We start from the raw sequence: 13,570 nt of genomic DNA, 5'->3' as shown, positions 1-13,570 counted from the left end.
GATATATGGAACTTTCTAAAAGATTACAAAAAATCCCTCCATATTTATTTGTAGAACTTGATAGATTAAAAAATGAAAAAATTAAAGAAGGTGTAGATGTTATAGATCTTGGTATAGGAGATCCTGATTTACCTACACCCAAGGAAATTGTAGAAGTAGCTAAAAAAGCTTTAGAAAATCCAGCTTATCATAAGTATCCTTCTAATGCAGGAAGTTTGTTTTTTAGAAAAGCCTGTGCTGATTATATGAAAAGGCGTTTTGGAATCAGTTTTGATCCTGAAACAGAGATCTTAACTTTGATTGGTTCTAAAGAAGGAATTGCTCATTTCCCTATAGCTTTTATAAATCCTGGAGATGTGGTTTTATACCCTGATCCTGCTTATCCTGTTTATCGTTTGGGAGCTATTTTTACAGATGGAGAATCCTATCCCATGCCTCTTACATGGGAAAATGATTTTCTTCCAGACCTTACCAAAATCCCTGGAGATATTTTAAAAAGAGCTAAAATTATCTGGCTTAATTATCCTAATAATCCTACAGGAGCAACAGCTACTAAAGAATATTTTAAAGAATTGGTAAACTTTGCTAAAAAACACAACTTGATTGTGGCTCATGATGCTGCTTATATAGAAATGTATTATGAAGAACCTCCTATAAGTATTTTTGAGATAGAAGGGGCTAAGGATGTAGCTATAGAGTTTCATAGTTTATCCAAAACTTTTTGTATGACTGGATGGAGAATAGGTTTTGCCGTGGGGAACAGTTCTTTAATTTCTGCTCTTGCCAAGGTTAAAAGTAATATAGATTCCGGAGCATTTACAGCTATTCAAGAAGCAGGGGCTTATGCCTTAAATAATTTGGAAAAACTTGTGCCACCCTTAGTAAAAGTATTTAAAGAAAGAAGGGATTTTTTAGCAGAAGAACTTCAAAAACTCGGGTATGAGTTTAAAAAACCTTCTGCTACTTTTTATCTCTGGGTAAAAACCCCTAAAAATATGTCTTCTCAAGAATTTTGTAAAAAGGTCCTCCAAGAGGTTGGTATAGTAATAACTCCTGGAATTGGATTTGGAAATGCTGGAGAAGGTTATTTTAGAATAGCTTTAACTGTGGGAGTTGAGAGATTAAAGGAAGCAATAAAAAGACTTGCTACCCTGAAACTTTAAAAACAATTGTTTTAAGTTTAGGAAGTAATTTAGGAAATAAAGAGGAAAATCTTAAACAAGCTTTAAAATTTTTAGAAAAGCTTCCTATTAATTTTCAAAAAATTTCAAATATTTATATAAATCCTGCTTGGGGTTTTGAAAGTCCACATTTATTTTTTAATCTTATTGCAGTTGGGAAGACTTCTTTTTCTCCATGGGCTTTAATTTTTGAAATAAAAAAAATAGAAACTTTAATGGGAAGAAAAAAAAGAAAAAAAAATTATGAAGACCGTATTATAGATATAGATATAATTTTTTATGAAAATTATATAATTGAAGGTCAAATTTTGAAAATTCCTCATCCTCTTGCTCATCAAAGAGATTTTGTGTTGTTTCCAGCTTTAGAAATAATTCCTGATTGGATTCATCCTGTTTTTAAAAAAAGCATAAAAGAAATTTATGAGAGTTTAAAAATAGAAAATTTATAGTATTTTAGGTTTATGAGACTTTTAATATGGATTATTATTTTAGGTTTTATTTTTTGGTATTTTTCCAGGAAAAAAAGAATTAAAGAAAATGATAAAAAATCCTTAGTAACTGAACTTGTATTTGATGAGAATTGTAAAACCTATATAAAAAAGGATAAAGCTATAAAGGTTGATATAAAAGGTAAAACCTATTATTTTTGCTCAAAAAGATGTCTTGAAGAATTTTTAAAAAAAATTTAAATATTTTCTATCATAACTTCTTTTAATCTGTCTATTTCATCTAAGGCTTTTCCAGCCCCCAGTGCTACACAGGTTAAAGGATCTTCTGCTATACAAACATTGAGTCCTGTTTCTTTTTGAATAAGTCTATCAAGATTTTTGAGAAGAGCACCTCCTCCACTTAAAGTAATACCTCTATCTACCATATCTGCAGCTAATTCTGGAGGAGTATCTTCTAAAACTTGTTTAATAACTTGTAAGATAAGATCTACAGGCTCTTTAATAGCTTCTTGAATTTCTTTGGAGGTGATAGTAATAGTTTTAGGGACACCTGTTACTAAATCTCTTCCTTTTATTTCCATAGTTTCATAAGGCTCTTCTGGCAAAACATTTCCTATCTGTATTTTTATCTGTTCAGCTGTAGATTCTCCAATAAGCAAATTGTATTTTCTTTTAATGTATTGTAAAATAGCTTCATCTAATTTATCTCCAGCAACTTTAATAGAATGACTTACCACTATTCCTCCCAAGGAAATAACTGCTACTTCAGTAGTTCCTCCTCCTATATCTACTATCATATTAGCAATGGGCTCTGTTACAGGAAGTCCAGCTCCAATAGCTGCTGCCATAGGTTCTTCTATTAGATAAACCTCTCTTGCTCCAGCACTTTCTGCACTTTCTTTTACAGCTCTTCTTTCAACTTGAGTAGTTCCAGAAGGAATACTTATAATAATTCTTGGTTTTACCAAATATCCACGATTATGCACTTTTTGAATAAAGTACCTTATCATAGCCTCAGTAACCTCAAAATCAGCTATAACTCCTTCTTTTAAAGGTCTTATAGCTTTTATTGAACCAGGAGTTTTCCCAACCATCTTTTTGGCATCATCTCCTACAGCAATAACTTTTTTAAGCTTTCCATCTTCTTTAATTGCAACTACAGAAGGTTCAGTTAAAATTATTCCTTTACCTTTTAAGTATATTAAAGTATTTGCTGTTCCAAGATCTATAGCAAGGTCCTTAGAAAACCAGCTAAAAAGTTTAGATATCATATTAAGCAACCCCTTTTAAAAAATTTTTTAAAATTTTAAATTAAATTTAAAAATTTAAAAGTAAATAACCACAAAAGGACCAAATCCTTTTAAATTACTTTTTTCAGGAAGGAATAAAAGTTTTTCAGGATACCTATGATAAAAGTATCCTGTTACACCACATAAAATAGCATCCAAAATTCCTTCTGTCACTTTAAAATCAAAAGAAAGACAAAGATCAAATTTACTTTCTAACCAATTTATTAAAAATTTTTTTTCTTTATTAAGATTAACTTTTTTATAAATAAATGCAAGTGTTTTTTTGTTATTAGGTAAAGAAAAATAAAAACTTGCTCTTGGATGAGTTTCAATTATAGTTCCACAATAGGGAGCTATAGTTTGAGCTAATAAATAAGCCCTTATAGGTATAGCCATAAGAGCATTATAAGAAACTACCCAAGTTTTGGCTTCAGAAGGCAATAAATCTCTAAGAACTTTATCTGAATTTCTTATTCCTTTTTCACTTTCTATAGAAAAACTCAAAGGGGCATCTATAGCTACTGCTAAAACCTTATTATTTTGGCAAAAATTTACTATGTCTTTAAGACTCACACTATTGGGTTTAAGAGGATTTTTTAAGGATAAAATAGTTTTTAAATATATTTCTTTCTTTTCTAAACTTAAAACCACAGCCCAAGTATTTTTATAACCTGCTATATCTATTCCCAAATAATAAAACATATAGTAAATTTTAAAAATATGTTAAAAAATTTAGATTATCCTTATTCCATTTTAATTAAAGTTAAAAAGCCTTCAAGATATATAGGTGAAGAGCCTTCTTTTTCTAAGAAATACTGGGAAGAAACCAAAATAAAAGTGTGTTTTGCTTATCCTGACCTTTATGAAGTAGGGAGGTCTCATTTAGGTATAAATATTTTGGCTTATTTAATTAATCAGAATCCTGATTATTTGGCTGATTTTGTTTTTGCAGTAGCTCCTGATTTTGAGAAAGAATTGAAAACCTCTAACATTCCCCTTTTAAGTGTTAACTATAGAAAATCTTTAAAAGAATTTGATATTATAGGAATTTCTTATGCTTATGAACTTTTAGCAACCAGCATTTTGCAGATCTTAGATTTATCTAAAATCACTTTTAAAGCTGAAGAAAGAAGCCTTAAAGAACCAGTTATTCTTGGAGGTGGACCAAGCTGTGGAAATCCAGAACCAATAGCAGATTTTTTTGATGCCATTATTATAGGTGATGGAGAAGAGGCTATTTTAGAAGTAATAAAAATTATAGAATTATGGAAAAAAGATAAGACTTCAAGAGAAGATCTTTGGAAAGAACTTGTAAAAATAGAAGGAGTTTATGTCCCAGTTTTTAAAAATAAAGTAAAAAGACGTATAATAGAAAATTTAAATAAAAAAGAAATTTTGTGGAATTTTGGAACACCGGTTATTCCTTTGGCTCACGATAGAATCCCTCTGGAAATTTCCAGAGGTTGTACCAGAGGATGCAGATTTTGCGAAGCAAGTTTTTATTATCGTCCTGTAAGAGAAAAAAGTGTAAATTACATCTTAAATCAAATATCAAAAAATATAAAACAAACCGGCTATACAGAAGTTTCTTTAATGTCTCTTTCTACCAGTGATTATACCTGTTTAAAAGATTTAATAAAAAACCTTAAAAAAATTTTTTATGAAAATACTATTTTTAGAAAATATGCTTTTTCTTTACCCTCTTTGAGAGTGGGAAGTATTGATGAAGAGATTTTAGATTTTATAAAACTTGGTAGAAAATCCGGACTCACTTTTGCTCCTGAAGCAGGAACAGAAAGATTGAGGAAGGTTATTAATAAAGATATAGATATAAACAAACTTTTTGAAGAAGCTAAAATAGCTTATAACTTGGGATGGAGAAAAATAAAACTTTATTTTATGATAGGTCTTCCTACTGAAACAGAAGAGGACTTGAAAGGAATTATAAAGCTTTATAAAGATTTAAAAAAATTATTACCTAAATTAGAAATTACTGTTTCGGTCTCAACTTTTATTCCTAAACCTCACACACCTTTTCAATGGGAAAGGCAGATCTCTATAGAAGAAACTTATGAAAAAATTAAATTTTTGAAAAAAGAGTTAAAGAGAGCTTTTAAATATCATCAACCTGAACAAAGCTTTTTAGAGGGAGTTATAGCAAGAGGAGATAGGAAATTAAGCCATTTAATAGAAGCAGTTTATTATAAAGGTGCTCGTTTGGATAGCTGGAAAGAATATTTTAATTTTCAGATTTGGCAGGAAACTTCAAAAAAATTAGGTATAGATTTAACTTCTTATTTAAAGGAAAGATCTCTTGATGAAAAATTGCCCTGGGAGCATATAGATTTAAGAGTTTCCAGAGGATTTTTATTAAAAGAAAGAGAAAAGGCTTATAAAGCAGAAATTACAAAAGATTGTAGGTTTGAAAAATGTTATAAATGTGGTGTTTGTTATAAAAAAATAAAAAACATCCTGGCTAAGGATATAAAAGAAGATAATAAATTTTTAGAGTTAAATATTTCTAAGATAAAATCAAAATTTTACGAGATTTGGTATGAAATATACTATACTAAAAAAGATAAGGCTATTTATCTTTCTCAGTTAGAAATTATTAGGCTTTTTATTTTAAAATTTAATCAGATGAATCTACCACTTATTTATACATCAGGATTCCATCCGCATCCCAAGTTGGTAGTAGATAATGCTTTACCTATAGGAATCTTTTCTGAAAAAGAATTTATAGCATTTGCTATGTATGAAAAAGGTTTAGCAGAGAAAATCAAAGGTCTTGAGATATATAAAGGTTTAAGAATTATAGAAGTCTATGAAAGGCTACAAAAACCTGTACTTAAAAAAAGAAAACTTGTATTTGAAATGATTCCTCTTGATGAAAAAATTAAAATAGAACCTATTATTAGTGATGAATTAAAGATTTTATCAAAAGAAAAAAAATATAGAATAGAAGTTTTTAAAGAAAATTTTTCTATTTTAAAATTTTTAAAAGATTTATTATCGCTTGATAATCCTTTGGAAAAATTTATAATTAAAAAAATGTAATTTATTTAAACTGGTTTTTAAATGATAGAAATTTTAATAGTTGATGATGATAAGATTATTTTAAAGTTACTTTCCAAATTAATCAGTCAAAAATTATCTTTAAAAGTTGATACTGCTATATCTTTAAAAGAGTTGAAAGAAAAATTAAATTATAAAACTTATACTCTTGCTATCTGTGATTATTGTTTACCTGATGCTAAGAAAGGTGAAAGTGTAGATTTATTGTTAAACCGTAAGATTCCTACTATAGTTTTTACAGATAACTATGATGAAAAATTAAGAGAAGAAATTTTAAATAAAGGAGTAATAGATTATTTAGTTAAAGGTACTCCTAAGATTACCAACCTTATTATTGATGTAATAAAAAGATCTTTAAAAAATATGAAGACAGAGGTTCTTATAATAGAAGATTCATTAACTGATAGATTAATAATGAAAAGAATTTTAGAAAGTATGTTATTTAAAGTATTTGACGCACCAAGTATTTCTCAAGCAAAAGAAATATTAAATTCTAATCCTGACATAAAATTAATTATATTAGATTATTATCTTCCCGAAGAAAATACTTTAGAATTTATTTATGAATTAAGAGAGAAATATAAAAAAAGTGAATTAGGGATAATAATTGTTTCAGGAGTAATAAAACCTAAAATGATACCTATACTTTTAAAAGCTGGAGCTAATGATTTTTTACAGAAGCCTTTTAGTAAAGAAGAATTTATGGTAAGAGTTACAAATGCTATAGAAATGCTTGATCTTATTGAAGAACTTGAATTTTATGCATATAAAGATCCTTTAACAGAATTATATAATCGGAGATACTTTTTTGAAGAGGCTCCAAAATTATGGAATTTGGCTAAAAGAAGGAAATTAAATATAGCGTGTATAATTATAGATATTGATGATTTTAAAAAAATTAATGATACTTATGGTCATGATGTTGGAGATATAGTATTAAAAGATTTTGCAAAAAAATTACAAAATTTTTTTCAAAGAGAAGAAGATCTTTTAGCCCGTATAGGCGGAGAAGAATTTGTTATATTAGTAACTTATAGCAGCTTCTCCAAACTTTTAGAACATTTAGAAAATTTTAGAAAATATATAGAGGAGCATCCTATAAAATTGGAGAATATAGAAATACCTTATACAATATCTATAGGGGTAGAAACTGGAGCTAAAAATTCTTTAAAAGATATGTTGATTGATGCAGATAAAAAACTTTATAAAGCTAAACTAAAAGGCAAAAATTGTATAGTATATTAAATTTTTGTTAAAAGTTCTTCTTCTTTTCTATAAACTTGTCCTGTAAATAAAGCTACTAATCTTTTAGTTTCTTTTTCAAAGACCTTTACTTCATATACACCTGTTCTTCTGGTTAAAGCAATTTCTTTTGCTTCTGCTAATAGGTATTCTCCTAATTTAGCACTGGAAGGATAATATATATTTGATGAAATAGCTAAAGCTATTTTTCCATGAGAATTAGATGCCAAAGCAAAAGCAAAATCTGCAAAGGAAAAAATAACTCCTCCTTGACAAACATTAGCTGCATTAAGCATATCTTCTCTCACTTTCATTTCAATTAAAGCATAACCAGGAGCTATATTTATTAAATTTACATTTAACCATATAGCAACTTTATCATTTCTTTTCATAAATTCAGCAATTTTTTTAACTTTTTCCTTAGAGTCCATTTTTATATTCTCTTTATTTTTAATCATAATTTAATTTTATCATTAAAAATTATATATTGCAAAAATTTATAAGCTTTACTTTTTTAATTTTTTTTCTATAATAGAATTTATATATAAAAATTTCAATTTAAGGTATTTTTATGAAAATAGTTGGTATAGAACCTAAAAATTTTAGAACCCATGTATTTTCGGCTTTTAAACTTTCTCGTTTAGCTATGCCACTTTTAGGAACTATTCTCAAAAATAAAGGACATGATGTAGAAATCTTTTTAGAAGAGCAGGGGAAGATAGATGAAAATGCTTTGAAAAATGCGGATGTAGTAATGATTTCAACTATTACCCCTACAGCCAAAAGGGCTTATAAAATAGCTCAACAGGTTAAAGAAAAATACAAAAAAATTGTAATTATGGGGGGACCACATGTTTCTTTTCTTCCTGAAGAGGCTTTAAATTTTGCTGATTTTGTAATACGAGGAGAAGGGGAAAAAGCTATAGTAAAATTAATAGAACAATTAGAAAGCACAAAGCCTAATTTTTCTTCTGTTCCCAACCTTTCTTATAAATTAAACGGAAAGATTTATCATAATCCCATGGATAAAGATTGGATAGATTTGGATACCCTTCCTATTCCTGATTTTTCTCTGGTCAAGAATTTTAATTCTGATAAAATTAAAATTTATCCTATATCTACCTCTCGTGGATGCCCTTTTGGATGTATTTTCTGTTCTGTTATTGCCTTGTTCGGAAGAAAATATAGGTTTAGAAATAAAGATCTTATTTTAGAAGAGTTAAAAAATATAAAAAAGGGACAACATGTCTTTTTTTATGATGACAATTTTGTAGCTGATAAGAATCGGACTAAAGAGCTTTTAGAAGATATGATAAGACATAATTTTAAAGGTGAGTGGTCAACTCAAGTAAGAATTGATATTTATAAGGATAAAGAACTTCTGTATCTTATGAAAAAGAGTAAGTGTATTTTGGTTTATGTAGGGATTGAATCTATAAATCCTGAAACTTTAAAATTTTATAAAAAGGGCATAACCAAGAAAGAGATAGAAGAAGGAATAAAAACTCTTCATAATTTTGGGATAAAAATTCATGGTATGTTTGTTATAGGAGCTGATACAGATACTAAGGAAAGTATTTTAGCTACTTTAAGGTTTGCAAAAGAGATAAACCTTGATTCTGTTCAATTTTTAATACTTACACCTATTCCTGGTACTAAATTATTTGAAGATTTTTTAAATAATGGTAGAATTTTTACTACAGATTGGGAATTATATGATGGTCATCATGTAGTATTTTATCCTAAAAATTTAAGTCCTTTAGAATTACAAGAGCTTCATAATACATTATTTAAAGATTTTTATAGTTATAAAGAAGCCTTAAAATATTTATTTAAAGGAAATTTTTGGAATACCACTATAAGAATTCTTGGCAAAAAATTTATAAAGCTTTGGGGAAAAGAGAATATAGAATTCTTTCAGAACTTACAAAAAGTTTAAAATTGTGTTAAAATATAATATTAAGTATTTTTAATCTTTTAAAAGAGGAGGTTTTTATGAAAGTAGTAATTGCCTATGATGGATCTCAAGATGTTAAAGAAGGTTTAAAAATGATTCAAAACTTTTTAAAGGATGCTATAGATGAATTAATTCTTCTTCATGTTATTAGAAAAAGAGAGGATATGTCTAAGGATGAGGAAGAAAAAGCTAAAGAAAAAGCTAAAGCCTTATTAGATGAGATAAAAATAGATATACAGGATTCTTTTAAAATTAAAGAAGTTATAATAACTGAATTTTCTATAGCTGAAGCTATATTGAATTTTGTAGAAAAAGAAGAAGCCGATTTATTAATAATGGGAGCAAGAGGAGTCAGACCAGACATAATAAGATATACTCTTGGTAGCACAGCTGCGAAAGTGGCTAATTTTGCTCCTTGTTCTATTTACATAGCTAAAAAGAAATAAAATTAATTGAAAAAATTTTTTAAACAAATTATAAATGACCGATCTATTTTTCATTTTAACCTTTATTGCTTATTTTGTGGCTTTTATAGGTTTTGGATTTTATTTTAAAACTTTAAGAAAAGATGTTCTAAAGTATGCTCAATTTATTTTAGGATCTGGTTTTGTCTTTCATTCTATTTTTTGGATTTTTAGAATTTTGGAAATATATTCAACCAATACATTGTATTTTAAAGATTTACCTAATTTTTTAGCTTGGTGTCTCATATTAATTTATTTTATTTTTTCTTTTAGTCGGCTTAAGATTTATACTGTTGGATTTTTCATTTCACCTTTTATTTTATTTTTTTTATTTATTTCTTATATAATTTCTCCTACTTTTACTTCGCCTTTTACACCTTATTTTAGAAATTTTTGGTTTCCTATACATGCTATTTCTGGATTATTTTCTCATGGTTTTTTAATTTTTGCTATGGTAACCTCTATAATGTATCTTTTACAAGAAAGAGAAATTAAGCGCAAACATTTAGGGATTTTTTATAGAAAATTGCCACCTTTAGAATATTTAGATAGAGTCAGTGAAAAGTGTGTATATTTAGGATTTTTATTTCTCAGTATAGCTATTATTACTGGAGCTATATGGAGCAATCTTGTTTATGCTGAATATTGGAGATGGTCTCCTAAGGAAGTTAATTCATTTATTTTATGGTTAATTTATGCCATTTTAATTCATCAAAGGATTTTAATAGGTTGGAGAGGTAAAAAATCAGCTTTTATGATTATCTTAGGTTTTGGAGTCTGGTTAATCAGCTTTTTTGTGATAAATTTATTTACTAAAGGATTTCATACCTATGTTTCCTGAATATATTATAATTTTAATAGGTTTAAATCATAAAACTGCTCCAGTTGAAATTAGGGAGAAATTATCTTTTAAAACCTCTCTTTCTCATCCCTTGGAAAAACTAAAATCTCAAATACCGTCTTTTAAGGAAGCCTTTTTTCTGTCAACTTGTAATAGAGTTGAATTTTGTTTTATTTTAGAAAGATTTAAAAAAGAAGAATTTTTAAGAGATTTTTCTTCATTTTTAGAAAAAGAAAGTTCTTTTAAATGGAAAGAGTTAAAACCACATCTTTATTTTTTGGAAAATGAGGAAGCTGTAAAACATCTTTTTGAAGTAGCCTGTGGTCTTGATTCTTTGGTAATAGGTGAACCTCAAATATTAGGGCAAGTAAAAGATGCTTATAAAGATGCTTTAAAATATAGAACTTCTGGTTTAGTATTAAATAGACTTTTACATAGATGCTTTTTTGTTGCTAAAAGAGTTCGCACAGAGACAGGGATTGGAGGAGGAGCTGTTTCTATAAGTTATGCAGCTTATGAACTTGCAAAAAAAATTCTCGGTTCTTTAAAAAACAAAACAGTGCTTTTAGTTGGTGCCGGAGAAATGGCAGAACTTGCTTTTATGCATTTTATTTCAGGTGGTGCTAATAAAGTTCTTATTGCTAATAGAACCTTATCAAAAGCTGTAGAACTTGCAGAAAAATTTAAAGGTGAAGCCTATTCTTTAGAGGAACTCCCTAATGTTCTCATTAAAGCTGATATAGTTATTTCCTCTACAGGAGCACCTTCTTTTGTAATTACTAAAGATATGGTAGCTTCTATTCTTAAGGCAAGAAGATTTAAGCCTTTATTTATTATTGATATAGCTGTTCCAAGGGATGTAGAACCAGAAGTTAATAAATTGGAAAATGTATTTCTTTACGATATAGATGATTTAAAAGAAGTAGTAGAAGAAAATCTTAAAGAAAGGCAAAAAGAAGCTTTTAGAGCTAAAATTATTATAGAAGAAGAGGTTTTAAAATTTCAGAAATGGTTAAAAGAACTTGATTATCATCCTACAGTTAGAGCTTTAAGTGAAAAAGCTGAACGTTTAAGACAAAAAGAGCTTTCTAAAACTCTTAAAAAACTTAAAAATCTTTCTGAAGAAGAAAAAGAAGCTATTGAAATTTTAACTAAATCTTTAGTTCAAAAAATGCTTTATTTTCCTATTAATTTTATCAAAAAAAGCTATCATGAAGAAGGTAGATATGCTGTTAGTCTTATAAGACAGATCTATAACTTGGATGAAACAGAAGAAGATACTACAGAAATTGAAGAATCGGTAGAAAAGAAAAAAATACTGTCTAAAAAAGAAAATAAGAAAGAAAATTCTAAGAAGATGATTATTCAATAAAATTTAAAAGGGAATATCTTCTTCATCTATAAGTGGTTCTTCAGTTTCTTCTAAAGGTAAAGGTTCATCCTTTTTGACTAATTTAGGAGAACTTTCTACTTGTGAGGTTAAAGATTCTGTAGTTTGAGAGGTTTGAGGTTTTTTACCTAAAATTTGTATATTTTGTACTATAATTTCTGTAATATATCTTTGTATTCCCTGTCTATCCTCAAATTTTCTGGTTCTTAATTTACCTTCTATATAAACTTGTGACCCTTTGGTCAGATATTCTCCACAAATTTCAGCAAGTCTTCCAAAAGCAACTATCCTATGCCATTCAGTAAGAATTTCTTTTTCCCCATTTTTAACAATAACCTCATTAGTAGCTATTCTAAAACTGGCAACAGGTTTCCCATCTAAGGTATATCTTATTTCAGGATCTGCCCCTAATCTTCCAATAAGAATAACTTTATTAATACTCATATTTTTAATAATAGACCTTTTTTAATTTTTTTCAATTCAAAAAACACATTTTTGATTTTTTCTTTATGAGGTTGTTAAATGGAGTCTTTCTGGATGTTCTTTTAAAAATTTTTCTATTTCTTCAAAAAAAGTTGGTAAAAGGTCTTTCTCAGAAACCTTGCGAATAATTTTTCCTTTTTTAAAAATAATCCCTACTCCTTTTCCTCCTGCAATACCAAGATCTGCCATTTTAGCTTCGCCTGGTCCATTTACTATACATCCCATTACAGCAAGTTTTAAATCTGCTTTTATATTTTTGGCCCAATTTTCCACTTCTTTATAAAGCTTCATTAAATCTATTTCACATCTTCCACAGGTTGGACAGGCAATTATATCAGGATGCAAGCTTCTTAACCCCAGATTTTTTAAAATTTCAAAAGCTACATAAATTTCTTCTACAGGATCCGCAGTTAAAGAAACTCTTATAGTATCTCCTATACCTTTTAATAAGAGATAGGTTATAGCCATGGTATTTTTAATAGTGCCAGGTATTAATCCCCCTGCCTCTGTTACCCCTAAATGAAGAGGAAAGTCTGATTTTTTTGAAAACATTTCATAAGACTTAGCTGTTTCCCACCAATTGGAAGACTTTAGAGATATTTTTAAATTTTGATAATCATGTTTTTCTATAATATAATTTAACCAATTTAGAGCGCTCTCTACCATAGCTTTTGGGCAAGGTATTTTATATTTTTTTAAAACTGCAGATTCTAAAGAACCAGCATTTATACCTATTCTTATACAAACTTTTCTTTCCTTACATATTTCTATTAAACGATCCAAATTTTTTTTATTTTTAAAAGTGCCAGGATTTATCCTTATTCCTGCTATACCAGCTTTTACAGCTTTTTCTCCCAGAGAAGTATAAAAATGAAGATCTGCTATAACTGGTATAGGACTTTCTTTAACAATATCTTTTAAAGCTTTAACAGCTTTTTCATCTGGAATAGCAACTCTAATTACTTCACAGCCAGCTTCATAAAGCCTGTGGATTTGATCCAAAGTAGCTTTGACATCTCTTGTATCAGTATTTGTCATACTTTGGACACGAACAGGATTATCCCCTCCTATTCCAACATTCCCAACCCAAACAACTCTGGTTTTCTTACGTTTTATTTTAGGATACATATTTTTTCCTTTTTATATTTTAATTATATTTTTCAAAAATAAAACTAAAAATTCTAAAAGATTTAATTTAT

The 13,570-nt window shown here is 28.1% G+C and carries 14 protein-coding genes; 9 read left to right on the top strand and 5 right to left on the bottom strand.

The window, feature by feature from the left end; translation table 11 throughout:
- The first annotated feature begins 5 nt into the window (after positions 1-5).
- Genes CC87_RS04345 through CC87_RS04335 form a run of 3 tightly spaced genes read left to right on the top strand, consistent with a single transcriptional unit; the run spans position 6 to position 1,870 of the window.
- Positions 6-1,163, top strand: a complete 1,158-nt coding sequence (locus CC87_RS04345) for an LL-diaminopimelate aminotransferase (protein ID WP_038056531.1) — start codon at positions 6-8, stop codon at positions 1,161-1,163.
- The gene (gene folK / locus CC87_RS08875) at positions 1,121-1,630 is read left to right on the top strand and encodes a 2-amino-4-hydroxy-6-hydroxymethyldihydropteridine diphosphokinase (RefSeq protein ID WP_084222196.1); all 510 of its coding nucleotides are present in this window, start codon (positions 1,121-1,123) and stop codon (positions 1,628-1,630) included. The genes CC87_RS04345 and folK overlap by 43 nt, the downstream gene beginning before the upstream one ends.
- 12 nt (positions 1,631-1,642) lie before the next feature.
- Positions 1,643-1,870 (top strand): YHS domain-containing protein, encoded by a 228-nt coding sequence (locus CC87_RS04335; RefSeq protein ID WP_038056527.1) that lies wholly within the window; start codon positions 1,643-1,645, stop codon positions 1,868-1,870.
- Here CC87_RS04335 and CC87_RS04330 read toward each other — a convergent pair.
- The gene (locus CC87_RS04330; protein WP_038056525.1) at positions 1,867-2,901 is read right to left on the bottom strand and encodes a rod shape-determining protein; all 1,035 of its coding nucleotides are present in this window, start codon (positions 2,899-2,901) and stop codon (positions 1,867-1,869) included. The genes CC87_RS04335 and CC87_RS04330 overlap by 4 nt on opposite strands.
- A gap of 54 nt (positions 2,902-2,955) precedes the next feature.
- Positions 2,956-3,621, bottom strand: coding sequence for a DUF429 domain-containing protein (locus CC87_RS04325; protein WP_038056522.1), 666 nt, complete (start codon positions 3,619-3,621; stop codon positions 2,956-2,958).
- Positions 3,622-3,639: 18 nt separating this feature from the next.
- On the opposite strand from CC87_RS04325, the gene CC87_RS04320 reads away from it, so the two are divergent.
- On the top strand, positions 3,640-5,976 hold the full coding sequence (locus CC87_RS04320; RefSeq protein WP_051920559.1) for a DUF2344 domain-containing protein: 2,337 nt from the start codon (positions 3,640-3,642) through the stop codon (positions 5,974-5,976).
- Between the two features lie 21 nt (positions 5,977-5,997).
- Complete coding sequence (locus tag CC87_RS04315; RefSeq protein ID WP_038056520.1) at positions 5,998-7,239, top strand: GGDEF domain-containing response regulator; 1,242 nt, start codon at positions 5,998-6,000, stop codon at positions 7,237-7,239.
- On the opposite strand, the gene CC87_RS04310 is transcribed toward CC87_RS04315, so the two are convergent.
- The gene (locus tag CC87_RS04310; RefSeq protein WP_245605487.1) at positions 7,236-7,694 is read right to left on the bottom strand and encodes a hotdog fold thioesterase; all 459 of its coding nucleotides are present in this window, start codon (positions 7,692-7,694) and stop codon (positions 7,236-7,238) included. The two genes, CC87_RS04315 and CC87_RS04310, sit on opposite strands and share 4 nt — an antisense overlap.
- 113 nt (positions 7,695-7,807) lie before the next feature.
- Here CC87_RS04310 and CC87_RS04305 point away from each other — a divergent pair, with 113 nt between their 5' ends.
- The 4 genes from CC87_RS04305 to hemA are packed head-to-tail and all read left to right on the top strand — an operon-like array spanning position 7,808 to position 11,870.
- On the top strand, positions 7,808-9,175 hold the full coding sequence (locus CC87_RS04305) for a B12-binding domain-containing radical SAM protein (RefSeq protein WP_038056701.1): 1,368 nt from the start codon (positions 7,808-7,810) through the stop codon (positions 9,173-9,175).
- A gap of 56 nt (positions 9,176-9,231) precedes the next feature.
- Positions 9,232-9,639: a universal stress protein gene (locus tag CC87_RS04300; RefSeq protein ID WP_038056517.1), complete on the top strand. Its 408-nt coding sequence runs from the start codon at positions 9,232-9,234 to the stop codon at positions 9,637-9,639.
- A 34-nt stretch (positions 9,640-9,673) separates the two neighbouring features.
- Positions 9,674-10,498, top strand: a complete 825-nt coding sequence (locus tag CC87_RS04295) for a cytochrome C assembly family protein (RefSeq protein WP_038056514.1) — start codon at positions 9,674-9,676, stop codon at positions 10,496-10,498.
- Entirely contained in the window at positions 10,488-11,870 is a 1,383-nt protein-coding gene (gene hemA / locus CC87_RS04290; protein ID WP_038056512.1) for a glutamyl-tRNA reductase, read from the top strand. Before CC87_RS04295 ends, hemA begins: the two co-directional genes overlap by 11 nt.
- Before the next feature lie 3 nt (positions 11,871-11,873).
- Here hemA and CC87_RS04285 read toward each other — a convergent pair whose 3' ends face one another.
- Both CC87_RS04285 and ispG read right to left on the bottom strand, forming a co-directional pair.
- Positions 11,874-12,332: a single-stranded DNA-binding protein gene (locus CC87_RS04285; protein WP_038056510.1), complete on the bottom strand. Its 459-nt coding sequence runs from the start codon at positions 12,330-12,332 to the stop codon at positions 11,874-11,876.
- 63 nt (positions 12,333-12,395) lie between these two features.
- Positions 12,396-13,499: a flavodoxin-dependent (E)-4-hydroxy-3-methylbut-2-enyl-diphosphate synthase gene (ispG, locus tag CC87_RS04280; RefSeq protein WP_038056506.1), complete on the bottom strand. Its 1,104-nt coding sequence runs from the start codon at positions 13,497-13,499 to the stop codon at positions 12,396-12,398.
- Between the last annotated feature and the right edge of the window lie 71 nt (positions 13,500-13,570).

The sequence above is a fragment of the Thermodesulfobacterium hydrogeniphilum genome (assembly GCF_000746255.1).
Classification (GTDB): domain Bacteria; phylum Desulfobacterota; class Thermodesulfobacteria; order Thermodesulfobacteriales; family Thermodesulfobacteriaceae; genus Thermodesulfobacterium; species Thermodesulfobacterium hydrogeniphilum.
This window is presented reverse-complemented; position numbering and strand designations above follow the sequence as displayed.

What these genes read in the sequence shown, in the direction of transcription:
- CC87_RS04345 (WP_038056531.1), top strand. Translation starts at nt 6, where the DNA reads ATGGAACTTTCTAAAAGATTACAAAAAATCCCTCCATATTTATTTGTA.
- CC87_RS04335 (WP_038056527.1), top strand. Translation starts at nt 1,643, where the DNA reads ATGAGACTTTTAATATGGATTATTATTTTAGGTTTTATTTTTTGGTAT.
- CC87_RS04330 (WP_038056525.1), bottom strand. Translation starts at nt 2,901, where the DNA reads ATGATATCTAAACTTTTTAGCTGGTTTTCTAAGGACCTTGCTATAGAT.
- CC87_RS04325 (WP_038056522.1), bottom strand. Translation starts at nt 3,621, where the DNA reads ATGTTTTATTATTTGGGAATAGATATAGCAGGTTATAAAAATACTTGG.
- CC87_RS04320 (WP_051920559.1), top strand. Translation starts at nt 3,640, where the DNA reads ATGTTAAAAAATTTAGATTATCCTTATTCCATTTTAATTAAAGTTAAA.
- CC87_RS04315 (WP_038056520.1), top strand. Translation starts at nt 5,998, where the DNA reads ATGATAGAAATTTTAATAGTTGATGATGATAAGATTATTTTAAAGTTA.
- CC87_RS04310 (WP_245605487.1), bottom strand. Translation starts at nt 7,694, where the DNA reads ATGATTAAAAATAAAGAGAATATAAAAATGGACTCTAAGGAAAAAGTT.
- CC87_RS04305 (WP_038056701.1), top strand. Translation starts at nt 7,808, where the DNA reads ATGAAAATAGTTGGTATAGAACCTAAAAATTTTAGAACCCATGTATTT.
- CC87_RS04300 (WP_038056517.1), top strand. Translation starts at nt 9,232, where the DNA reads ATGAAAGTAGTAATTGCCTATGATGGATCTCAAGATGTTAAAGAAGGT.
- CC87_RS04295 (WP_038056514.1), top strand. Translation starts at nt 9,674, where the DNA reads ATGACCGATCTATTTTTCATTTTAACCTTTATTGCTTATTTTGTGGCT.
- hemA (WP_038056512.1), top strand. Translation starts at nt 10,488, where the DNA reads ATGTTTCCTGAATATATTATAATTTTAATAGGTTTAAATCATAAAACT.
- CC87_RS04285 (WP_038056510.1), bottom strand. Translation starts at nt 12,332, where the DNA reads ATGAGTATTAATAAAGTTATTCTTATTGGAAGATTAGGGGCAGATCCT.
- ispG (WP_038056506.1), bottom strand. Translation starts at nt 13,499, where the DNA reads ATGTATCCTAAAATAAAACGTAAGAAAACCAGAGTTGTTTGGGTTGGG.